This window comes from Kitasatospora sp. NPDC059146 (assembly GCF_042786665.1).
Classification (GTDB): domain Bacteria; phylum Actinomycetota; class Actinomycetes; order Streptomycetales; family Streptomycetaceae; genus Kitasatospora.
In genome coordinates this window covers 13,752-35,038 of the sequence record NZ_JBHZCY010000012.1, presented here as the reverse complement: position 1 = coordinate 35,038, position 21,287 = coordinate 13,752, and the positions used below count along the sequence as shown (strand labels likewise).

The 21,287-nt window shown below is 73.9% G+C and carries 16 protein-coding genes; 13 read left to right on the top strand and 3 right to left on the bottom strand.

Annotated features, from left to right (window positions below):
- The first annotated feature begins 144 nt into the window (after positions 1–144).
- The 3 genes from groES to ACFXPX_RS07670 all read left to right on the top strand — a co-directional run bounded on the left by groES (position 145) and on the right by ACFXPX_RS07670 (position 3,331).
- Positions 145–450 (top strand): co-chaperone GroES, encoded by a 306-nt coding sequence (gene groES / locus ACFXPX_RS07680; RefSeq protein ID WP_014136232.1) that lies wholly within the window; start codon positions 145–147, stop codon positions 448–450.
- A 112-nt stretch (positions 451–562) separates the two neighbouring features.
- Positions 563–2,191: a chaperonin GroEL gene (groL, locus tag ACFXPX_RS07675; RefSeq protein ID WP_375882138.1), complete on the top strand. Its 1,629-nt coding sequence runs from the start codon at positions 563–565 to the stop codon at positions 2,189–2,191.
- 141 nt (positions 2,192–2,332) lie between these two features.
- On the top strand, positions 2,333–3,331 hold the full coding sequence (locus ACFXPX_RS07670) for a LysR family transcriptional regulator (protein WP_375882141.1): 999 nt from the start codon (positions 2,333–2,335) through the stop codon (positions 3,329–3,331).
- An 89-nt stretch (positions 3,332–3,420) separates the two neighbouring features.
- Here the strand turns inward: ACFXPX_RS07670 and ACFXPX_RS07665 are convergent, their stop codons facing one another.
- Complete coding sequence (locus tag ACFXPX_RS07665) at positions 3,421–3,747, bottom strand: WhiB family transcriptional regulator (RefSeq protein ID WP_375882144.1); 327 nt, start codon at positions 3,745–3,747, stop codon at positions 3,421–3,423.
- Between the two features lie 562 nt (positions 3,748–4,309).
- Here ACFXPX_RS07665 and ACFXPX_RS07660 point away from each other — a divergent pair.
- From ACFXPX_RS07660 to ACFXPX_RS07645, 4 genes are all read left to right on the top strand, one after another.
- On the top strand, positions 4,310–4,921 hold the full coding sequence (locus tag ACFXPX_RS07660; protein WP_014136228.1) for a response regulator transcription factor: 612 nt from the start codon (positions 4,310–4,312) through the stop codon (positions 4,919–4,921).
- Between the two features lie 335 nt (positions 4,922–5,256).
- Entirely contained in the window at positions 5,257–5,970 is a 714-nt protein-coding gene (shbA, locus tag ACFXPX_RS07655) for an RNA polymerase sigma factor ShbA (protein ID WP_375882147.1), read from the top strand.
- Positions 5,971–6,261: 291 nt separating this feature from the next.
- Positions 6,262–7,764, top strand: a complete 1,503-nt coding sequence (guaB, locus tag ACFXPX_RS07650) for an IMP dehydrogenase (protein ID WP_375882150.1) — start codon at positions 6,262–6,264, stop codon at positions 7,762–7,764.
- Positions 7,765–7,912: 148 nt separating this feature from the next.
- Positions 7,913–9,040 carry a GuaB3 family IMP dehydrogenase-related protein gene (locus tag ACFXPX_RS07645; RefSeq protein ID WP_375882152.1) on the top strand — a complete coding sequence of 376 codons (1,128 nt, stop codon included), beginning with the start codon at positions 7,913–7,915 and terminating at the stop codon, positions 9,038–9,040.
- 73 nt (positions 9,041–9,113) lie between these two features.
- On the opposite strand, the gene ACFXPX_RS07640 is transcribed toward ACFXPX_RS07645, so the two are convergent.
- A complete protein-coding gene (locus ACFXPX_RS07640) occupies positions 9,114–9,680 on the bottom strand; it encodes a hypothetical protein (RefSeq protein WP_380640052.1) in 567 nt (188 codons plus the stop codon).
- Between the two features lie 252 nt (positions 9,681–9,932).
- Here ACFXPX_RS07640 and ACFXPX_RS07635 point away from each other — a divergent pair, with 252 nt between their 5' ends.
- Positions 9,933–11,882 carry a serine/threonine-protein kinase gene (locus ACFXPX_RS07635; protein ID WP_380640050.1) on the top strand — a complete coding sequence of 650 codons (1,950 nt, stop codon included), beginning with the start codon at positions 9,933–9,935 and terminating at the stop codon, positions 11,880–11,882.
- Positions 11,883–11,889: 7 nt separating this feature from the next.
- Here ACFXPX_RS07635 and ACFXPX_RS07630 read toward each other — a convergent pair whose 3' ends face one another.
- Positions 11,890–12,417 (bottom strand): SHOCT domain-containing protein, encoded by a 528-nt coding sequence (locus ACFXPX_RS07630; RefSeq protein ID WP_380640048.1) that lies wholly within the window; start codon positions 12,415–12,417, stop codon positions 11,890–11,892.
- A 57-nt stretch (positions 12,418–12,474) separates the two neighbouring features.
- Here ACFXPX_RS07630 and ACFXPX_RS07625 point away from each other — a divergent pair, with 57 nt between their 5' ends.
- The 5 genes from ACFXPX_RS07625 (at position 12,475) to ACFXPX_RS07605 (ending at position 21,156) form a co-directional block, all read left to right on the top strand.
- A complete protein-coding gene (locus ACFXPX_RS07625; RefSeq protein WP_380521204.1) occupies positions 12,475–13,554 on the top strand; it encodes a protein kinase in 1,080 nt (359 codons plus the stop codon).
- Between the two features lie 162 nt (positions 13,555–13,716).
- Complete coding sequence (locus tag ACFXPX_RS07620; RefSeq protein WP_380521202.1) at positions 13,717–15,492, top strand: protein kinase; 1,776 nt, start codon at positions 13,717–13,719, stop codon at positions 15,490–15,492.
- Between the two features lie 171 nt (positions 15,493–15,663).
- Positions 15,664–17,307 (top strand): succinic semialdehyde dehydrogenase, encoded by a 1,644-nt coding sequence (locus ACFXPX_RS07615; RefSeq protein WP_380590031.1) that lies wholly within the window; start codon positions 15,664–15,666, stop codon positions 17,305–17,307.
- A 68-nt stretch (positions 17,308–17,375) separates the two neighbouring features.
- Positions 17,376–19,166, top strand: a complete 1,791-nt coding sequence (locus ACFXPX_RS07610; RefSeq protein ID WP_375882172.1) for a GMC oxidoreductase — start codon at positions 17,376–17,378, stop codon at positions 19,164–19,166.
- 265 nt (positions 19,167–19,431) lie between these two features.
- Complete coding sequence (locus ACFXPX_RS07605; RefSeq protein ID WP_380640046.1) at positions 19,432–21,156, top strand: hypothetical protein; 1,725 nt, start codon at positions 19,432–19,434, stop codon at positions 21,154–21,156.
- Positions 21,157–21,287 lie beyond the last annotated feature (131 nt).

The following is a 21,287-nucleotide window of genomic DNA, read 5'->3' as shown; positions in this document are numbered from 1 at the left end:
TAACGGCAGCCTATGGTCGTCCTTGGCACTCCCCACTGGGGGAGTGCTAATGCGAAGACGTGTGCCTGACCCCCGCGACGGCAGGTACGCAGGTTCGCCCCTACCCGTTAGAAAACCCCGTAATCTCCGAAGGGGAGCTCGGACGTGACCACCAGCAGCAAGGTTGCCATCAAGCCGCTCGAGGACCGCATTGTGGTCCAGCCGCTCGACGCCGAGACCACCACGGCCTCCGGCCTGGTTATCCCGGACACCGCCAAGGAGAAGCCCCAGGAGGGCGTCGTCCTGGCTGTCGGCCCGGGCCGCTTCGAGGACGGCCAGCGTCTGCCGCTCGACGTCGCCGTGGGTGACATCGTCCTGTACTCGAAGTACGGCGGCACTGAGGTGAAGTACCAGGGCGAGGAGTACCTCGTCCTCTCCGCCCGCGACGTTCTCGCCATCATCGAGAAGTAAGTCGTTCCGACCCGCCCCGGATCCGTGTCCCTAGTGACAGGGGCCCGGGGCGTGGTTGTTGGTTCACGTAGTTCGGCGGCCGGCCGGCCGCAGCCCCGAGGGAATAGGGAACATGGCGAAGATCCTGCAGTTCGACGAGGACGCCCGCCGCTCGCTGGAGCGCGGTGTCAACAAGCTGGCCGACACCGTCAAGGTGACCATCGGCCCCAAGGGCCGCAACGTCGTCATCGACAAGAAGTTCGGCGCCCCGACCATCACCAACGACGGTGTCACCATCGCCCGTGAGGTCGAGCTGGACGACCCGTACGAGAACCTTGGCGCGCAGCTCGTCAAGGAGGTCGCCACCAAGACCAACGACGTCGCGGGTGACGGCACCACCACCGCCACCGTGCTGGCCCAGGCCCTGGTCAACGAGGGTCTGCGCAACGTCGCCGCCGGTGCCGGCCCGGCCGCCCTCAAGAAGGGCATCGACAAGGCCGTCGCCGCCGTCTCCGAGCACCTGCTGTCCATCGCCCGCGAGATCGAGGGCAAGGACGACGTCGCCGCCGTCGCGTCCCTCTCCGCGCAGGACACCCAGGTCGGCGAGCTGATCGCCGAGGCGATCGACAAGGTCGGCAAGGACGGTGTCATCACCGTCGAGGAGTCGAACACCTTCGGCGTGGAGCTGGACTTCACCGAGGGCATGCAGTTCGACAAGGGCTACCTGTCGCCGTACTTCGTCACCGACGCCGAGCGCCAGGAAGCGGTCCTCGAGGACCCGTACATCCTGATCAACCAGGGCAAGATCTCCTCCATCCAGGAGCTGCTGCCGCTGCTGGAGAAGATCCTGCAGAGCGGTGCCTCCAAGCCGCTGCTGATCATCGCCGAGGACGTCGACGGCGAGGCGCTGTCGACCCTGGTCGTGAACAAGATCCGCGGCACCTTCAACGCCGTCGCCGTCAAGGCCCCGGGCTTCGGCGACCGCCGCAAGGCGATCCTCGGCGACCTGGCCGTCCTCACCGGCGGCACGGTCATCTCCGAGGAGGTCGGCCTCAAGCTCGACCAGGCCGGTCTGGACGTGCTGGGCACCGCCCGCCGCGTGACCATCACCAAGGACGACACCACCGTCGTCGACGGTGCCGGTGACTCCGAGGCCGTGGCCGGCCGCGTCGCCCAGATCAAGGGCGAGATCGCCGCGACCGACTCCGACTGGGACCGCGAGAAGCTGCAGGAGCGCCTGGCCAAGCTGGCCGGCGGCGTCTGCGTCATCAAGGTCGGCGCCGCCACCGAGGTGGAGCTCAAGGAGCGCAAGCACCGCCTGGAGGACGCCATCTCGGCGACCCGCGCCGCGGTCGAGGAGGGCATCGTCGCCGGCGGTGGCGCCTCGCTGGTGCACGCCGCCAAGGTGCTGAACGACGGCCTGGGCCTGTCGGGTGACGAGGCCACCGGTGTCGCCGTGGTCCGCAAGGCGCTGCACGAGCCGCTGCGCTGGATCGCCCAGAACGCCGGCCTCGAGGGCTACGTCATCACCCACAAGGTCGCCGAGCTGGAGGCCGGTCACGGCTTCAACGCGGCCACCGGCGAGTACGGCGACCTGCTGAAGGCCGGCGTCATCGACCCGGTCAAGGTCACCCGCTCCGCGCTGGAGAACGCCGCCTCGATCGCCTCCCTGCTCCTCACCACCGAGACCCTCGTGGTGGAGAAGAAGGAGGAGGAGGCCGACGCCGGTCACTCGCACGGCGGCCACGGCCACTCGCACTGAGGCACCGACGCCTGACCGGAGGCCCGGTCCACTCCCTCGGGGAGTCGGACCGGGCCTCCGGCCGTTGTTCGGTGGGTGCGCTTGATGCTTCAACTATCAGTAGAATTTTGCAGAATGCAAAGATTGCCTTATAACTGAGGCATGATCGAGGCCCGCCACCTGCGCGTCCTGCGTGCCGTCGCCCGCACCGGCTCCTTCTCCGCCGCCGCCCGCGAGCTGGGGTGCACCCAGCCCGCCATCAGCCAGCAGATGAAGGCCCTGGAGAAGTCGGTGGACACCCCGCTGGTGGTCCGCTCGGGCCGCGGGATGCAGCTCAGCGAGGCCGGGCGGGTGCTGCTCAAGCATGCCACCGGGATCCTGGCCGGGCTCTCCGCCGCCGAGGAGGAGGTGGCCGCGATCGCCGGGCTGCGGGCCGGCCGGGTGCGGCTGGTCTCCTTCCCGACCGCGAGTTCCACCCTGGTGCCGCCCGCGGTCGCCCGCCTGCGGGACAGCCATCCGGGGGTGCGCGTGTCGCTGGTCGAGGCCGAGCCGCCGGAGTCGCTGGCGATGCTGCGCGGCGGCGAGTGCGAGATCGCGCTGGCCTTCCGCTACCCGCAGTCCGACGGTGCGGCCGCGGCGCCCGCCCCCGCGCACGGCACGCCGCGCGAGGCCCGGGCCGAGGCGAACCTGGAGGCCCAGCAGCTGTCGGCCGGCACCGACTGGTCCGACCTGGTGGTCACCCCGCTGCTGGACGACCCGCTGGTGGGTCTGCTGCCGGCCGCCCACCCGCTGGCCGGGCGGGGCGGTCCGGTGGAGCTGGCGGAGCTGGCGGGGGAGCAGTGGATCGCCGGCTGCCCGCAGTGCCGGGGGCACCTGGTGGAGCTGTGCGCGGGGGCGGGTTTCGAGCCCCGGATCGACTTCGCGACCGACGACTACCCGGCGGTGGTCGGCCTGGTGGCGGCCGGGCTCGGAGTGGCGGTGCTGCCCCGGCTGGCCCTCCAGTCGGTGCGTCCTGACGGCGTGTCGACGGTTCCGGTGCGGACGGCCTCGGGGGCACCGGCGGTGCGCCAGGTGGTGGCGCTCACCCTGCCGGACCTGGCCGAGGTGCCGGCCGTCGCGCTGATGCGGGAGCGGCTGGCGGGTGCGGCCGCCGATCGCTGACGATCGGTGACCGGGTTCCCCAGAGGGGGGCGGAGCGGCCTGATGCGCCGCGAAGGAACGTTTCTTCACGGCGCGCCGCGAGCGCGGGTCTAACGGTGCGCGACCGCCGGCGGGGTCAACGGGACCTCCACCAGGCGGTGCCGCGAGCGGCCCAGCATCTCCTCGCGCTCGTCCTCGGTCATCCCGCCCCAGACCCCGTACGGCTCGCGGACCGCCAGGGCGTGCGCCGCGCACTCGGCGATCACCGGGCAGCGCATGCAGACCTCCTTGGCGCTGGTCTCGCGCGAACTGCGGGCCGCTCCGCGCTCACCCTCCGGGTGGAAGAAGAGCGAGCTGTCCACGCCGCGGCAGGCCGCCGAGAGCTGCCAGTCCCAGAGGTCCGCGTTGGGACCGGGGAGGCGGGAGAAATCTGCCATGGCTCATTCCCTTCAGAGGCGGTCGGCGGCGGCCGGGCGTTTCGGCGGGCTGCTGCCGAACGGTGCCCGGCGGGGCGTCCCGCGCTGGTGTGGACACCTGGAAATATGACTTAAGGCAACTCCATGGACAAGTCACCCACACACTGGCACAACAGTCAATGACCATACGAAAGCTATAAAAACGGGCAAAGTGGGCAAGGGGTTCGGCGGGCGCGAGGTGTGGCAATCGGGTGGTCGACGGGCGCGCGACGACCCGTACCGGCGTGCGGGTCGTGCGCCCACCGCGCGCGAGCTGCGTAAAAGTGCGGCGTGTGCACCGCGATGCGGCTGATCGGTAATGGGTTGGCCACGTACAGTGGTGGAGATGGCCCGAAGGCCGTAACTCATTCGAGTGACGGTCGTTGGTAGTGCGGAGGCGGTTAGCGGGCGCCGGACGTCGGGAACGATCGCGGGCAAGTCGGGGCGATCAGGACGAAGTCCGTCGCCGATCGGCCGTGTCGGAGAGGTTCGTACCAGCCAGGAGGCTCAACGTGACGCGGATCAGCTGCGGAGGACGACGGTCATGACTTCCGTTCTCGTTTGCGACGATTCCCCGCTCGCCCGCGAGGCGCTTCGCCGCGCCGTCGCGACCGTACCCGGTGTGGACCGGGTCACCACCGCGACGAACGGGGAGGAGGTCCTCCGCCGCTGGGTGGCCGACCGCTCCGATCTCGTCCTGATGGACGTCCGGATGCCCGGCCTCGGCGGGGTCGAGACCGTCCGGCGGCTGCTGTCCGCCGATCCGGGCGCGCGGATCATCATGCTCACCGTCGCCGAGGACCTCGACGGGGTCGCGCTCGCGGTGGCCGCGGGTGCCCGCGGGTACCTGCACAAGGACGCCTCGCGCGCCGAGCTGCGGGCCACCGTCACCCAGGCCCTCGCCGACCCGACCTGGCGGCTCGCCCCGCGCCGGCTGCGCAGCCCCGACATGGGCGCGGCACCGACCTTGACGGCGCGTGAGATCCAGGTGCTGGAGGGCATGAGCCACGGGCGCAGCAACGCCGAGATCGGGCGCGAGCTGTTCCTGTCCGAGGACACCGTCAAGACCCACGCCCGACGGCTGTTCAAGAAGCTCGGCGCCTCCGACCGTGCGCACGCGGTGGCGCTGGGTTTCCGCTGGGGCCTGGTCCGCTGACCGTCGGCGGCGCCGCCGGCCGCGGCGCGCCGCCCTCGAATTCCGGAGCGGACGCCGCACGGGCGTGTGACGTTACGGTCCCGAGGTTGCACCATGGAGGAGTGGAGCACCTCGGGGACCAGCGGACAGGCACTGCGGCGAACCACGCAGCCGCAGGACACTCGGCGGACGGCGCGACGGACAGGACCACCCACGGCGGCGCGGCGGGAGGCGGCACGGTGCAGGAGGGGCCGGTGGTGCGCGGCACGCCGCACGGTGCCGCAGCGCATAACGTTCCGGTGCACAACTCCGGACGCGGTGCCGCGTTTTCCCGATCGACCAGGCACCATGGACCGATGCGCGACGATGTCGCCGGTGCGGCCGGCCAGGCGGACCCGGGTGAGGCCGAGCCCTCCGACCCGGGTCGTGACGCGTACGCGGAATCCGGCGACTCCGTGACCGGGGACGGTCCGGGCCGCCCGCCGGTGCTCGGCACGGGCGGCTCCCCCCTGGTGGGCGAACTGGTCGCGGCCGCCGTGCGCGGCGAGGGCCCGGCGATCGACGCGCTGCTCGCCTACGTCCACCCGCTGGCGCTGCGGTACTGCCGCGCCCGGCTGGTCCGGCTGCCCGGCGGGGCCCGGCACCACGTGGACGACGTGGCCCAGGAGGTCTGTGTCGCGGTGCTGTGCGCGCTGCCCCGGTACAAGGACCAGGGACGGCCGTTCGAGGCCTTCGTCTACGGCATCGCCGCACACAAGATCGCCGATCTGCAGCGGGCCGCGATGCGCGGGCCCGGCTCCACCGTCGTGCCGCAGGACGACCTGCCGGAGGTGCCGGACGAGGCGCTCGGCCCGGAGGAGCAGGCGCTGCTGAGCAGCGACGCGGCCTGGGCCAAGGAGCTGCTCTCCAACCTGCCGGCCCGTCAGCGCGAGCTGGTGCTGCTGCGGGTGGCCGCCGGGCTGTCGGCGGAGGAGACCGGCGAGGTGCTCGGGATGTCGCCGGGGGCCGTCCGGGTCGCCCAGCACCGCGCGCTCAGCCGGCTGCGGGCGCTCGCGGAGGAGTCCTCCTGAGGCCGGGCGCCGCCTCCTCCTGACCGGAGGCGCAGGCCAGGGGGCCCGGCCGGGCGGAATGAGCCCGCGGGGGCGCTTGTTGTCAAGGGCACACGAGGGCACATTCGCGGTGCCAGTACCATGGGGTATCGGCGCCTGGGCAGGTTGCCAAAGTTTTGCGGGTGCACACGGGGTTCCGTTGGAGCTTCCTCCAAGCCACCCGGCTTTCGGCCGTCTGCGCGAGTGAGCGATCAACGCGCCCCCTCCCTCTGGGCGCGAGCGGATAAGGCCGGCCACGGAAGGTACCCCCAAATGTCTTACAACGCCGCAGGCGTACCCGAGAAGTTCGCCATGCTCGGGCTCACGTTCGATGACGTCCTGCTGCTGCCCGGGGCCTCCGCGGTGCTGCCGAACCAGGTCGACACCTCCTCGCGGGTCTCCCGGAACGTCCGCGTCAACATCCCGCTGCTGTCCGCGGCGATGGACAAGGTCACCGAGGCGCGGATGGCCATCGCCATGGCCCGCCAGGGCGGCGTCGGCGTGCTGCACCGCAACCTGTCGGTCGAGGACCAGGCCAACCAGGTCGACCTGGTGAAGCGCTCCGAGTCCGGCATGGTCACCGACCCGATCACGGTCGGCCCGGACACCAGGCTCGCCGAGGCCGACGCGCTGTGCGCCAAGTTCCGCATCTCCGGCGTCCCGATCGCCGACGAGTCCGGCAAGCTGCTCGGCATCGTCACCAACCGCGACATGGCCTTCGAGTCGGACCGCACCCGCCGGGTCCGCGAGATCATGACCCCGATGCCGCTGATCACCGGCAAGGTCGGCATCTCCGGCGAGGACGCGATGGCGCTGCTGCGCCGCCACAAGATCGAGAAGCTCCCGCTGGTCGACGACGAGGGCCGGATCAAGGGCCTGATCACGGTCAAGGACTTCGTCAAGGCCGAGCAGTACCCGAACGCCGCCAAGGACGCCGAGGGCCGTCTGCTGGTCGGCGCCGCCGTCGGCGCCAGCGCCGAGGCCTTCGACCGGGCCCAGGCCCTGGTCGAGGCGGGCGTGGACTTCCTGGTCGTCGACACCTCGCACGGCCACAGCCACAACGCGCTGGCCTGGATCGAGAAGATCAAGTCCGCCGTCAAGGTCGACGTGGTCGGCGGCAACGTCGCCACCCGCGACGGCGCCCAGGCGCTGATCGACGCCGGCGTGGACGGCGTCAAGGTCGGCGTCGGCCCCGGCTCCATCTGCACCACCCGCGTGGTCGCCGGCATCGGCGTCCCGCAGATCACCGCCATCTACGAGGCCGCGCTGGCCTGCCAGGCGGCCGGCGTGCCGGTCATCGGCGACGGCGGCCTGCAGTACTCGGGCGACATCGGCAAGGCGCTCGCCGCCGGTGCCGACACCGTGATGCTGGGCTCGCTGCTGGCCGGCTGCGAGGAGTCCCCGGGCGAGCTGCTGTTCATCAACGGCAAGCAGTTCAAGTCCTACCGCGGCATGGGCTCGCTGGGCGCCATGCAGTCCCGCGGCCAGGGCCGCTCCTACTCCAAGGACCGCTACTTCCAGGCCGAGGTCGCCTCGGACGACAAGCTCGTCCCCGAGGGCATCGAGGGCCAGGTCCAGTACCGCGGCCCGCTGTCGGCCGTGCTGCACCAGCTGGTCGGCGGCCTGCGCCAGACCATGGGCTACGTCGGTGCCGCCACCATCGCCGAGATGGAGAGCAAGGGCCGCTTCGTCCGGATCACCTCGGCGGGCCTCAAGGAGAGCCACCCGCACGACATCCAGATGACCGTCGAGGCGCCGAACTACTCGTCGCGCTGACCCGCTCGACCCCGGAAGGGCCCGCCACGGCGGGCCCTTCCGCGCGTCCGGGGACCGGGCCGTCGGGGCGCCACCAGCGCTGGTACGGGATACTGGGGGCGGCCGGGGTGACCCGGCGGGCATGAGCAACAAACCAGAAGGGCTCGAAGTGACTGAGATCGAGATCGGGCGAGGCAAGCGCGGCCGCCGGGCGTACGCCTTCGACGACATCGCCGTCGTCCCCAGCCGGCGTACGCGTGACCCGAAGGAGGTCTCGATCGCCTGGCAGATCGACGCCTACCGCTTCGAGCTGCCGTTCCTGGCCGCCCCCATGGACAGCGTGGTCTCGCCGCAGCAGGCCATCGCCATCGGTCGCCTCGGCGGCCTGGGCGTGCTGAACCTCGAAGGCCTCTGGACCCGCTACGAGGACCCGCAGCCGCTGCTGGACGAGATCGCCTCGATCACCGACGAGGCCACCGCGACCCGCCGCCTCCAGGAGATCTACTCCGCGCCGATCCGCGCCGAGCTGATCAAGCAGCGGATCCAGGAGGTCCGCGACTCCGGCGTCGTCACCGCCGCCGCGCTCTCCCCGCAGCGGACCGCCGAGTTCTCCAAGGCCGTCGTGGACGCCGGGGTCGACGTCTTCGTCATCCGTGGCACCACCGTCTCGGCCGAGCACGTCTCCAGCGCCGCCGAGCCGCTGAACCTCAAGCAGTTCATCTACGAGCTGGACGTTCCGGTGATCGTCGGCGGCTGCGCCACGTACACCGCCGCGCTGCACCTGATGCGGACCGGCGCGGCCGGCGTGCTGGTGGGCTTCGGCGGGGGCGCCGCGCACACCACCCGGAACGTGCTCGGGATCCAGGTGCCGATGGCGACCGCGGTGGCGGACGTCGCGGCCGCGCGTCGGGACTACATGGACGAGTCCGGCGGGCGCTACGTGCACGTGATCGCGGACGGCGGCGTCGGGTACAGCGGCGACATTCCGAAGGCGGTCGCCTGCGGTGCCGACGCGGTCATGATCGGGGCGGCGCTGGCGCGGGCGACGGACGCTCCGGGCAAGGGCTTCCACTGGGGGATGGAGGCGGTCCACGAGGAGCTGCCGCGCGGGAAGCGGGTCGACCTCGGGACGGTCGGCAGCACCGAGGAGATCCTGACCGGGCCCTCGCACACTCCGGACGGGACGATGAACCTGTTCGGGGCGCTGCGCCGGGCGATGGCCACCACGGGCTACACGGAGCTGAAGGAGTTCCAGCGGGTCGAGGTGACGGTCAACCCGGCGCTGGACCACCGCTGACGGTCTGGTCCTCGGCTGACGGCCCGTTCTCCCTCCGGGGGGAGCGGGCCGTCGGTGTTCCCGGGGGTGGGGATCAGGTGCCGTTGGCGGAGCGGCGGGTGAGGAGGAAGCCGCCGATCAGGGCGATGGCGTAGAAGGCCAGGTCGAGGGGGCGGAGGTCGCCGCGCCAGCCGGTGAGGGTCTGGGGGAGGAGCGGGTGGGGGGTGGGGGTGGTGGCGAGGAGCAGGCGCAGGTGCTGGGTGAGTTGGCCGAGCAGGAGGGCGCCGGCGGCGAGGAGGGCGCCCAGGGGCGGGAGCAGCGGGTTCCGGCCGCCCAGGCGGCCGAGGGGGAGGGCGACCAGGCCGGCCTGGGCGATGGTGAGCCAGCCGAGGCTGTCGGCGGCGCGCAGGGGCGCGCAGCCGTAGGCGAGGCCGCCGAGGAGCGTGGCGAGCAGGGCGAGGGCGAGGGCCAGGGCGGTGCGGCGGCGGGGGGCCCGGCGGAGGGGGGCGGGGGTGTCGGGGGTGTAGCCGGTGACCGGGACGCCGGGCATGCCGGGGGCGACGTAGCCCTCGGGGGTGTCCAGGACCGGGGCCACCGAGAAGTGCTGGGCGGTGCGCGGGCGTGGCGACGGGCCGTCAGCGCCCGGTGCGGGTGCGGTCATGGGCATCGAGTCCCCCCGGAAAAACGATGAGCTGCCGAACGGTAGCAGCGCTCCGGGCAGATCATGGCGAGTTTTCGATCACAGATCGGGCACGGAGCGTCGCACCCGTTCCGGTTCGTCCCGGCTTGGGACGGGGGGCGGGTGGCCGCCACCTTCCCGGACAGGGGATGATGGAGGCTTGGGCGTTCGGGCCCGGGCCGGGCCGACGCGCCGTCACCACGACCGCCAGCAGCACATGGGGGAACGTTCCGAATGACCCAGGCGCAGGGTTCCACCGGCCGCCTCCTGGCCGGCCGCTACCGGCTGAACGGCGTGCTCGGACGCGGTGGCATGGGCACTGTCTGGCGCGCCGAGGACGAGATGCTGGGCCGGACCGTCGCGGTCAAGGAACTGCGGATGAACGCCAGCGTCGAGGAGGAGGAGAAGCACCGGCTGATCGTCCGGACGCTGCGCGAGGCGAAGGCCACCGCGCGGATCCGGCACAACTCGGCGGTGACCGTCTTCGACGTCGTCGACGAGGACGACCGGCCGTGGATCGTGATGGAGCTGGTCGAGTCCCGCTCGTTGGCCGACGTCGTGCGGGAGGACGGGCCGCTGGCGCCCGCCCGGGCGGCGGAGATCGCGCTGGACGTGCTGGGCGTGCTGATCGCGGCGCACGCGCTGGGCATCCTGCACCGGGACGTCAAGCCGTCCAACGTGCTGATCGGCGAGGACGGCCGGGTCGTGCTCACCGACTTCGGGATCGCCAGTGTCGAGGGCGACGCCTCGGTGACGTCCACCGGGATGCTGGTCGGCGCGCCCTCGTACATATCCCCGGAGCGGGCGCGCGGGCAGAAGCCCGGTCCGCCGGCCGACCTGTGGTCGCTGGGCGGGACGCTGTACGCGATGGTCGAGGGGCGGCCGCCGTACGACCGGGGGTCGGCGCTGGCCACCCTGACCGCGGTGATGACCGAGGACCTGACCACGCCGGTGAACGCCGGGCCGCTGCTGCCGGTGATCGAGGGGCTGCTGGAGAAGGACCCCGCGAAGCGGCTGGACGCGACGCAGACCCGCTCCATGCTCAAGCGGGTGGTGGCGGAGGCGACCGCGCGGGCGGAGTCGACCACCGAGCACGCGGTGCCGGTCGCGGGCGGGGAGAAGGCGGAGCAGAAGGACGCCGCCGGGGAAGGCAGCGCGCAGGAGGCCCCGGCTCCGGAGGAGACGCCGAAGGAGACGCCGAAGCGGACCGTGGGCGGGCTGCTGGGGACGGTCCGGGTGGGGAGCCGGGCCAAGGCCGTGGAGCCCGTGGCGGAGGCAGCGGGGCCGGCCGAGGCGGCCGATCCGGCCGCGTCGGCGCCGGCGACCGAGCCGATCCGGCCGGTGACCAGTGAGTGGACGATGGGCGCGACCCAGGCGGCCGGGGCCGATCCGCGCAAGGGACGGCGGCGGCTGGCCATCGCGACCGTGGTGGTCGTGCTGCTGCTGATCGCCGGGATCGTCGCGGTGGTCCGGGCGGTCGGTAGCGGGGACACCGGGGCGAAGGGGGCCGGCACGCACAGTGCGGGCGCCACCTCGCCGGCCGCCACCACCGGGGAGGCCACGCCGAGCGCGGGGCCGACGGCGACGGGCAGTGCGCCGGCTCCGGGCGGCACGCCCACCGAGGCGCCGTCCTCGGCCGCGGTGCCGCCGCCGGCCGCCACCACCCCGGCACAGCCGCAGCCGCAGCCGTCGGCGTCGTCCGCGTCGAGCGACCCGGCGCCGACCCCGCCCGGTGGGGCGGTGCCGGCCGGTTTCCACGCGTACCAGGACCCGAGCGGCTTCTCGGTCGTGCTGCCGGACTGGCTGCAGCCGGCCGGGTCGGAGGCCAACCGGCGGATCTTCAAGAACTCCGCCGACGGCAGCCAGCTGCGGATCGAGTGGACCACCACGCCCGGCGAGAGCGCCCTGGCCGACTGGCAGGAGTCCGAGCCGAACGTGCGCGGCCAAGTGACCAACTACCAGAGGGTGAACCTGGCGGCGATCACCTACCGGCAGTGGACCAACGCGGCGGACTGGGAGTGGACCAACGGCACGCCCAAGAGCCACTCGCTCAACCGCGGCTTCGTGACGGGCAGTCCGGCCAAGTACGGCTACTCGATCTACTGGATCGTCCCGGACGCGCAGTGGGCCGCGCAGGCCCCGGCCCGGGACGTCGTCTTCAACACCTTCCAGCCGGCGCCGTAGGTCCGGTTCAGCCGAGCAGGCGCTGCTTGGCGAGGGTGAACTCCTCGTCGGTGAGCGCGCCGGAGGCCCGGAGGGCGGCCAGGCGCTCCAGCTGGCCGATGAGCTGCTCGCCGGCCGGGGACCCGGGAGCGGGTGCCGGAGCGGGCGGGGAGGTACGGGCGAGGCGGGCGGCCTCGCGGACCTGCTCGGCGAAGACCTCGGCCTTGGCCACGTCCTCGAAGCGGTGGGAGCCGGTCAGCGCGACGACGGTCAGCACCTCGCGGTTGAGCTTGGTCCGGGCGACGGCGGCGTCGGTGACGGCGGCGAGCGGAACCGGTACCGGAGGTTTCCCGTCCTTCAGGAAGAGCAGCCGGTGGGTGGTGAGGACCAGCACCCCCTTGCGGAAGTGGTCGGGATGGCGCCCGGCCGTGGAGGCGACGGGCTTCTCGCCCCCGATGACGGACGCCTCGACGGTGCGGACCGCCTCGGCCCGGTTGGCTTGGTTGCTGTTGCCCGCCATCTTGAAGGCGGTGTCGATCAGATCGGTCCAGTCCATGGGGCCGAGCGTAAAGGAGCCGATCAGTAGGCTGCTCGGTGAGCGAGAGGAACTGGCATGCGAGGCGGCCCGGGCCAGTTGTTGGCGGGGCGGTACCGGCTGACGGACCGTCCCGAACTGCTGCGCGCCTGCGCGGTGGACGAGCGGACCGGTGAAACGGTCCTGCTGCGCGCTGTGGAGCTGCCCGCGCTGCTGACGGCGGGTCAGGATCCGGACGAGCCGAACCCCGGGCACGGGGACCGCCTGGTGCGGCGGGTGGCGGCGGTCGGCGCGGCCGCCCCGTCGTGGCACCCGCGGCTGCTGCGCGGGGTCGGCGCCTTCGTCGAGGGCGAGCTGCTGTGGACGGTCGAGGAGCGCCCGGCCGGCCGGACGCTGGCCGAACTGCTCACCGCCGGACCGCTCCCGCCCTACCGGGCGGCCGAGTTGGCCGCCGACCTGGCCGGCGCGCTGCGGGCGCTGCACGAGGCCGGGCTCGCCCACGGCAATGTGACCGCCGAGTCGGTGCTGGTCTGCGAGGACGGCGCGGCGATGCTCGGCGGCCTGCTGGACGGGGTGGCGCAGGAGGCGCTGGCCGAGGACCTCGGCGGGCCCGGCGGGCGCCGCCGCTACGAGGTCCGGGCCACCCTGGCCGGTCCGGTGGCCGAGCGCTGGCCGCTGGACGGCGGCCCGGCCGGGGACTGCTGGGCGCTCGGGGTGCTGCTGCAGCGGATGGTCACCGGGCGCTCGCCGTTCCCGGAGCTCGGCGTGCCCGAGCTGGTGACGGCCGTGCGGGACGGGCGGCGCGAACCCTCCGTGGTCTGCGGGCCGGTGGCGCCGGCGGTCGAGCGGCTGGTGCAGCCCGACCCCACGCTGCGGCCCACCGCCGCGGAGCTGCGGGAGGAGCTGGCGGCGCTGCTGGTGGGCGCGCCGGAGCCGGCCGACGGGGAGCGGGCGGCCCGGGAGGTCGAACTGAAGCCCGACGCGCCGCTGGTGCCGCTGCGTCGGCGGCGCGCCCGGCCGGCGGCGGCGCCGGAGACCGGGGCGGGGAGTGCGAGGAGCCCCCGGATACGCCCGGCGCTGCTGGGTCCGCTGCTGGTCGGAGGAGTGTTCCTGCTGCTGGTGCTGGCCGTGGTCGCCGTGGTCCTGTTCGCAGGCTGACGGCCCCGGTTCGCGCCGGTCCGCCGGTCCGGCGGGTGGGCGAGATTACCGGGCTCGGCACGGTGCGCCTAATGTGTCCGTGGGATTTGTTCGAACAGCGGTCTGCGGCGGTCGTTCGGCCGTCGTGGCGCGGGTGGAAGCGGAGAGGGGGAGCGGTCGCCGATGGGCGTGCAGGACCGGCCGGAAGCGGCCGAGGCGGAGCGGTTGCTGGCCGGGCGGTACGAGCTCGGTGAGCGGCTCGGCCGGGGCGGGATGGGGACGGTCTGGCGGGCCTGGGACCGGATGCTGGACCGCGAGGTCGCGGTCAAGGAGCTGACCGTCAACCACCTTCCCGAGGAGGACCTGCAGATCCTGCACACCCGGATGAAGCGCGAGGCCAGCGCCGCCGCCCGGATCAAGCACCCCGGTGTGATCACCGTGCACGACGTGCTGGAGCAGGACGGCCGGCCGTGGATCGTGATGGAGCTGGTCGACGGCCGCTCGCTGGCCGACGTGATCAGCCAGGACGGCACCCTGCCGCCGCGGGCCGCCGCCGAGGTCGGCAGCCAGGTGCTCGCCGCGCTGCACCGCGGCCACCAGCTGGGCGTGCTGCACCGGGACGTCAAGCCGGCCAACGTGCTGCTGGAGCGCGGCACCGGGCGGGTCGTGCTGCTGGACTTCGGCATCGCCAAGTACGAGGGCTCGACCGAGCTGACCCGGCCCGGTGACCTGGTCGGTTCGCCGGACTACCTGGCCCCGGAGCGCGCCCAGGGCGAGCGGCCCGGGCCGGCCTCCGACCTGTGGGGCCTCGGGGCGACGCTGTACGCGGCGGTCGAGGGCCAGTCGCCGTTCCGCCGGGACTCGCCGATCACCACGCTGGCCGCGGTGGTCGACGAGCCGCTGCCGGAGTCGCGCCGGGCCGGTCCGCTCGGCCCGGTGCTGGCCGCGCTGATGGCCAAGGACCCGAACGACCGGCCGAACGCGGACGAGGCGGCCCGGATGCTGGCCGAGGTCCAGGCCGGGCACACCATGGGGCTCAAGACGGTCGGGTCGACGGTCGGCCCGGTGCGGACGCCCACCCAGTCGGTGCCGGTGGTGGACCGCCCGGCCGGGCCGGAGGGGACGGTGGCCTCGGCGCCGGAGGGCTCGGACGCCCCGGCCGCTTCGGAGGCGCCGACGGACCCGCGTCCGGCCGGGACCGCGGTGGCGGCCGCCGTACCCCCGGTCGGGCCCGAAGCCCCCGGGGGAGCGCACACCGCCGTCGGCGCGCCGGTCGCGCACCCCAGTGCGCCCGTGCGCGGTCCGGCCAAGCGCCGCAACCGGATGAAGCTGGTCGCCGTCGCGGTGGCGGTCGGCCTGCTGGCGGCCGCGGCGACCTTCCTCGCGACCCGGCACGTGGTCGGCTCCTCGACCGCCGACCCCACCCCGACCACCCAGCCCGACACCGCCGGGCCCACCGAACCGGACCAGACCGGCACCCCCGCCCCGGGGGCGCCCGCACCGGCCGGCTACCGCTGGGTCGACGACCAGGCCGGCTTCCGCTTCCCGCTGCCGACCGGCGGTCCGGCCTGGCAGCGCAGCCTCGGCACCGACGCCAACCAGATCTTCTACAGCCCCGACAACCGGGTGCACTACCTGCAGTTCGCGGTCACCGTCGGCCAGTCCGTCAAGCCGCTGGACCACATGCGGCAGATGGAGGGCAGCGTCTCCAAGTCGCTCAAGGACTACAAGCAGCTCCGGATGGCGAGCTCCGTGGTCAACGGCCACGAGGCGGCCACCTGGGAGTTCAGCTACGCGGCCAAGGAGGGCGGGCGCCGGCGGGCGATCGAGACCGAGTTCATCGACGAGGACGGCACCGCCTACGCGGTCTACGCGTCCAGCCCGGACAAGGACGGCGAGTGGCAGCAGGCCGAGCAGCGCTTCACCACGGTGCTCAACCACTTCACGCCGACCCGCTGAGCCCGACCGGCTGAGCCCGACCCGCTGAGCCCGATCCGCTGAGCCCGACCCGCTGGGCCCGGGAGGGGGGAGCGGGCCGTACGGGCGGAGCGCCCCGCTTTCGCCCGACTGCGGCAGATTCTTGTTACCGACGGGTACCGCACCGGGGCCCGAAGGCCTAGGCTGCGCCGTATGTCGGACCTCACAGCAGATGCAGTGGCCACCGAACACTCCGGCGCCGCCCCGGCGGACGGCAACCCGGCCGCCCCCGGCGGGGGCCGGACCGTCGCGACGGCCGTGCCCCGGTCCCTGGTCGAGCGGCTGGCCGGCGGGGTCACCGCGACCGGCGAGCCCAGTCTGGTGGAGACCGTCGCCCCGCTGACCGGTGAGCGGCTGGCCGGTCTGCCGCAGTCCACCCCGGCCGACGTCGAGGTCGCCTTCCAGCTGGCCCGCCGCGCCCAGGCGGCCTGGGCCGCACTGCCGGTGCGCCGCCGCGCCGCCGTCCTGCTGCGCTTCCACGACCTGCTGCTCAAGCGGCAGGACGAGGTGCTGGACCTGGTGCAGGCGGAGACCGGCAAGGCCCGGCTGCACGCCTTCGAGGAGGTGCTGGCCGTCGCCATGGCCGCCCGGCACTACGGGCGCGCCGCGCAGGGCTACCTCAAGGACCGGCGCCGCGGCGGTGCGCTGCCGGTGCTCACCCACACCGTGGAGGCCCGCCGCCCCAAGGGCGTGATCGGCCACATCTCGCCGTGGAACTACCCGCTGGAGCTGTGCGTCGGCGACCTGCTGCCCGCCTTCGTGGCCGGCAACGCCGTCGTCAACAAGCCCGACACCCAGACCGCGCTGACCGGCCTGTGGGCCCGCGAACTGCTGATCGAGGCGGGGCTGCCGGCCGACCTGTGGCAGGTGGTGATCGGCGACGGCCCGGTGATCGGCCCCGCCGTGGTGGAGCACGCCGACTACGTCTCCTTCACCGGCTCCACCCGCACCGGCCGCGAGGTCGCCCAGCGCGCCGCCGCCCGGCTGGTCGGCGCCTCGCTCGAACTCGGCGGCAAGAACGCCATGCTGGTGCTCTCCGACGCCGACCTGGAGGCCGCCGCCGCGGGCGCCGTCCGGGCCTGCTTCTCCTCGGCCGGGCAGCTGTGCATCTCGATCGAGCGGCTGCTGGTGCACCGCTCGGTGGCCGACCGCTTCCTGGAGCTGTTCGTCGCCCGCACCAAGGCGCTGCGGCTGGGCGGTGGTCTGGCGTACGGCGCCGACATGGGCTCGCTGGTCTCCGCCCGGCAGCTGGACACCACCACCCGGCACGTGGACGAGGCGGTCAAGGCCGGTGCCGTGGTGCTCGCCGGCGGGCGGGCCCGGCCCGACCTCGGCCCGTACTTCTACGAACCCACCGTCCTGGACGGGGTGACCCCGGAGATGGCGGTGTGCGGCGAGGAGACCTTCGGCCCGGTCGTCTCGGTCTACCGCTTCGACACCGAGGAGGAGGCGGTGGCCGCCGCCAACTCCACGCCGTACGGCCTGAACTCCAGCGTCTGGACCAGGGACCTGCGGCGCGGCCGGGCGGTCGCGGCCCGGCTGCGCACCGGGACGGTCAACGTCAACGAGGCCTACGCGGCCGCCTACGGCTCGGTCGCCGCGCCGATGGGCGGCATGGGCGACTCCGGTCTGGGCCGGCGGCACGGCGCCGACGGCATCCTGCGGTTCACCGAGGCGCAGACCGTCTCGACCCAGCGGCTGATGCCGATCGCGCCCTCGTTCGGCCTGGACGACAAGCAGTTCGCCGCCGTGATGACCGGCGGGCTGCGGGCGCTCAAGGCGCTGCGGTTCAAGTAGCGGTGCCCCCGGCCGGGGTTCCCCCGACCGGTCCGACCCCCTTTTTCGACCCCGAGGAGCAGAGGCAGATGGTGGAGTCCGGCGGTGCGGCGGAGTTCGACTACGACGTGGTCGTGGTCGGCTCCGGCTTCGGCGGTTCGGTCGCGGCGCTGCGGCTGACCGAGAAGGGCTACCGGGTCGCCGTCCTGGAGGCCGGGCGGCGCTTCGAGCGGGACGAACTGCCCCGCAACTCCTGGGACCTGCCGAACTACCTGTGGGCGCCGCAGCTCGGGCTGTACGGCATCCAGCGGATCCACCTGCTGGCCAACGTGCTGATCCTGGCCGGCGCCGGGGTCGGCGGCGGTTCGCTGAACTACGCCAACACCCTGTACGTGCCGCCGAAGGCCTTCTTCGAGGACCGCCAGTGGCGCCACATCACCGACTGGCAGCAGGAGTTGGCGCCGTTCTACGACCAGGCGCAGCGGATGCTCGGGGTCCGGCTGAACCCGACCGTCACGCCGTCCGACGTCCACCTCAAGGCGGCGGCCGAGCAGATGGGCGTCGGGGACACCTTCCACATGGCGCCGGTCGGGGTCTTCTTCGGGGACGGCAAGGACACCGACGGCACCGCCAAGGGCGCGCCCGGCGAGGAGGTCGCCGACCCGTACTTCGGCGGGGCCGGCCCGGCCCGCAAGGCCTGCGTGGAGTGCGGCGAGTGCATGACCGGCTGCCGGCACGGCGCCAAGAACATGCTCACCGAGAACTACCTGTACCTGGCCGAGCAGGGTGGCGCGGAGATCCACCCGCTCACCACCGTGGCCCGGATCCGGGAGTCCGGGGGCGGCTTCGCGGTGGACGTGCGGCGCACCGACTCCCGGTCGAGGACCGACCGGGTCAAGGCGGGCGCGCGGACCCTCACCGCGGCCCGGGTGGTGGTCGCGGCCGGTACCTACGGCACCCAGTCGCTGCTGCACCGGATGCGCGACGCCGGCCACCTGCCCCGGATCTCCGCCCGGCTCGGCGAGCTGACCCGCACCAACTCCGAGGCGCTGGTGGGCGCGCAGACCACCGACCGGCGCTACGGCGCCAAGGCGGACTTCACCAAGGGGGTGGCGATCACCTCCTCGATCCACCCGGACGCCAACACCCACATCGAGCCGGTCCGCTACGGCAAGGGCTCCAACGCGATGGGCGCGCTGTCGATCGCCCAGGTCAAGGGCGGTGGGAAGGGCCCGCGCTGGCTGCGCTACCTGGGCAACTCGGCGCTCCACCCGGTGACCTTCGCCCGGTCGATGAACCAGCGCGGCTGGTCCGAGAAGACGATCATCGGCCTGGTGATGCAGTCGCTCGACAACTCGATCACCGTCTCGCTCAAGAAGGGCCCGCTCGGCAAGCCCCGGCTCACCTCCAGCCAGGGCCACGGCACCCCCAACCCGACCTGGATCCCGGCCGCCGAGAAGGGCGCCCAGGCGCTGGCCGACGAGATCAACGGCTTCGCGGGCAGCACCGTCGGCGAGATCTTCGACATCCCGATGACCGCCCACTTCCTCGGCGGCTGCCCGATCGGCGACGCCCCCGAGACCGGCGTGGTCGACCCGTACCACCGGCTGTACGGGTACCCGGGGATCAGCGTGGTGGACGGCTCGGCGGTCTCCGCCAACCTCGGCGTCAACCCCTCGCTCACCATCACCGCGCAGGCCGAGCGCGCGATGTCGATGTGGCCCAACAAGGGCGAGGCCGACCGGCGCCCGGAGCAGGGCGGGTCCTACCACCGGGTCGCGCCGGTCGCACCGGTGCGACCGGCCGTGCCGGAGGGCGCGTTCGGCGCGCTGCGACTGCCGCTGCTGCCCGTCCCGGAGGTCCCGAAGAAGCAGGGCTGAACCCGCCCGGGAGGGCCAACCCACCTGTGCCGCTTCCCGGTTGACAGTCGTTCGGGTCCGATGGGATAAACGGGCTCCCTGGGGGACCAGGAACTCGTCGAGCGGGGGGACTGCGGCCATGGCCAACTGCGCATCGTGCGGCGCGACTCGGGTGGCGGGGGCGCCTGCCTGCGGCTCCTGCGGTCGGCCGTGGGCGCCGCCGCCCCCGCCGTCTGCCGCGCCGCTGGTGCCGCTCGGACCGCCGGTACCGTCTGCCGCGCCGCCGGTGCCGCTCGGACCGCCGGTACCGCCTGCCGCGCCGCCGGTGCCGCCGGCCGGGTACCCCCCGCCGCCGGGCGCCGGGTACCCGCCGGGCGCCGGGTACCCGCCGGTCGGCGGCCCGCCCGCGCTGGGCAGCTGGGGCGCCGGCCGGCCGTACCAGCCGTCCTCGCCCGGCCGGCGGCTGCTGGCCGGCCCGGACTGGCGCCCCGCCCTGCGGGCCGCCGTCGCCCCGACCCTGGTGCTGCTGCTGGCCGCGCTGGTCGCGGCGATCCCGAGCGACTACACCTACGACCGGACCTTCCCGACGCCCGACTTCGGCGACCGCCTCCTCGCCACCCTGGCGATGGCGCTGAACGCGCTCGGGGCGCCGTTCCGGCTCGGCCTCCGGAGCCCGGTCGGCCGGGGCCGCTCGGAGGGCCTGGACGTCACCTTCTGGGTGGTGCCGATGACCGTCACCGTCCTGTGGGGCCTGGCCCTCTGGCTCGGCCTGCGGGCCGGGCGGCGCCGGCGCAAGGCGGACGGCACCCAGCTGACCCGCGGCCAGGCCGGCGGCGAGGCGCTGCGCACGGCGGTGGTGCTCGGCCTGGTGACCGCGGTGCTCGGCCTGGTCGGCAGCACCAGCTGGCAGCCCGCGACGGCCGCACGGAACCCGGACTACTACGGCACCGCGCTGAGCCTGGGGAAGCCGACGTACAGCACCGGCTCCGGCTGGCTCTGGGCGGTCGGCTGGACCGTCCTGCTCGGCGGGCTGCTGGCCTTCGCCGTCTACGGCACCGACGCGCTGCGCTGGGCCGCCTGGCGCAACCGCTCGGTGCGCGGCTGGGCGGTCGCGGCGCTGACGGCCGGCCAGGCGCTGGCGCTGACCCTGGGCCTGGCCTCGGTGACGGCCTTCGTGCTGGTCGCGGCCAACAGCGACCGGGGCTGGCAGACGGCGGTCTCGCTGGCCTTCCTGCCCAACCTCGGCCTGGGGCTGCTCGGCCTGGGCTCGGGCGCGACCCTCCGGGCGGGCACCAGCCTGGGCGGGGACGCCCCGGGCTGGGGCGATCCCGGCGGCCGCTGGACGGAGTTCTCCTTCTTCGACCTGCACGACCAGAGCGCCGACTGGCGCTGGGCCGCCCTGCTGGCGCTCGCCGGGGCGGTGCTGCTCGGCTGGACGGCCCACCGGCGGCGGCTGGACGCGGCCGACCGGGTCCGGCTGGCGGTGGTGTACGCCGTGCTGCTGACCGGGCTGACGGCGGCGTCCGGCGGGCTGACCAGCTCGGCGATGTCCTTCCTGGCGCCGGACTCCAGCGGCTGGGGCGGCTCGAACCGCTCGGTCACCACCCAGGACACCTCGGTCGGCCTGGTGTTCCTCGGCGTGCTGGTGGCCAGCGCGGTCTGGGCGGCGGTGGGTGCGCTGCTGGTGCCCGCGCTGCTGGCGGCGCTCGGCGGTCGCGACGCGGCGCTGTACGGCGCGGCGCCGTACGGCTCGGCGGCGTACGGGACGCACGGGACGCACGGGACGGTGCCGCCGGAGGCGCCGTACCCGGCGGGGCCGCCCTACGGAGCGGTGCCGGCCCAGGCGCCGCCGCCCGGGCCGGTGGCGGACGCGCCGGTGGCGGAGGCGTCGGTGGTGGCCGGGGTCAGCGAGGTGATCGGCTCGCACGAGGTGCCGCCGGCCCCGGCCCCCGCCGAGGCGCGGCCGGGCGAGGAGCCGGTGGACCCGACGGTCTGGCGCGACCACCCTTAGGGCCGGCGCGCGGCGGGGAAGCGCCCGGCGGAGAAGCGTGCCGCGGAAAGGGCAAAGGGCCCCGCGGGGGAACGGGGCCCTTTGTCGCTCAGCACGCGGCGTCAGGGCTGCGCCGGTGCTGGGGGGTGACG

What these genes read in the sequence shown, in the direction of transcription:
- groL (WP_375882138.1), top strand. Translation starts at nt 563, where the DNA reads ATGGCGAAGATCCTGCAGTTCGACGAGGACGCCCGCCGCTCGCTGGAG.
- ACFXPX_RS07670 (WP_375882141.1), top strand. Translation starts at nt 2,333, where the DNA reads ATGATCGAGGCCCGCCACCTGCGCGTCCTGCGTGCCGTCGCCCGCACC.
- ACFXPX_RS07665 (WP_375882144.1), bottom strand. Translation starts at nt 3,747, where the DNA reads ATGGCAGATTTCTCCCGCCTCCCCGGTCCCAACGCGGACCTCTGGGAC.
- ACFXPX_RS07660 (WP_014136228.1), top strand. Translation starts at nt 4,310, where the DNA reads ATGACTTCCGTTCTCGTTTGCGACGATTCCCCGCTCGCCCGCGAGGCG.
- shbA (WP_375882147.1), top strand. Translation starts at nt 5,257, where the DNA reads ATGCGCGACGATGTCGCCGGTGCGGCCGGCCAGGCGGACCCGGGTGAG.
- guaB (WP_375882150.1), top strand. Translation starts at nt 6,262, where the DNA reads ATGTCTTACAACGCCGCAGGCGTACCCGAGAAGTTCGCCATGCTCGGG.
- ACFXPX_RS07640 (WP_380640052.1), bottom strand. Translation starts at nt 9,680, where the DNA reads ATGACCGCACCCGCACCGGGCGCTGACGGCCCGTCGCCACGCCCGCGC.
- ACFXPX_RS07635 (WP_380640050.1), top strand. Translation starts at nt 9,933, where the DNA reads ATGACCCAGGCGCAGGGTTCCACCGGCCGCCTCCTGGCCGGCCGCTAC.
- ACFXPX_RS07630 (WP_380640048.1), bottom strand. Translation starts at nt 12,417, where the DNA reads ATGGACTGGACCGATCTGATCGACACCGCCTTCAAGATGGCGGGCAAC.
- ACFXPX_RS07625 (WP_380521204.1), top strand. Translation starts at nt 12,475, where the DNA reads ATGCGAGGCGGCCCGGGCCAGTTGTTGGCGGGGCGGTACCGGCTGACG.
- ACFXPX_RS07620 (WP_380521202.1), top strand. Translation starts at nt 13,717, where the DNA reads ATGGGCGTGCAGGACCGGCCGGAAGCGGCCGAGGCGGAGCGGTTGCTG.
- ACFXPX_RS07615 (WP_380590031.1), top strand. Translation starts at nt 15,664, where the DNA reads ATGTCGGACCTCACAGCAGATGCAGTGGCCACCGAACACTCCGGCGCC.
- ACFXPX_RS07610 (WP_375882172.1), top strand. Translation starts at nt 17,376, where the DNA reads ATGGTGGAGTCCGGCGGTGCGGCGGAGTTCGACTACGACGTGGTCGTG.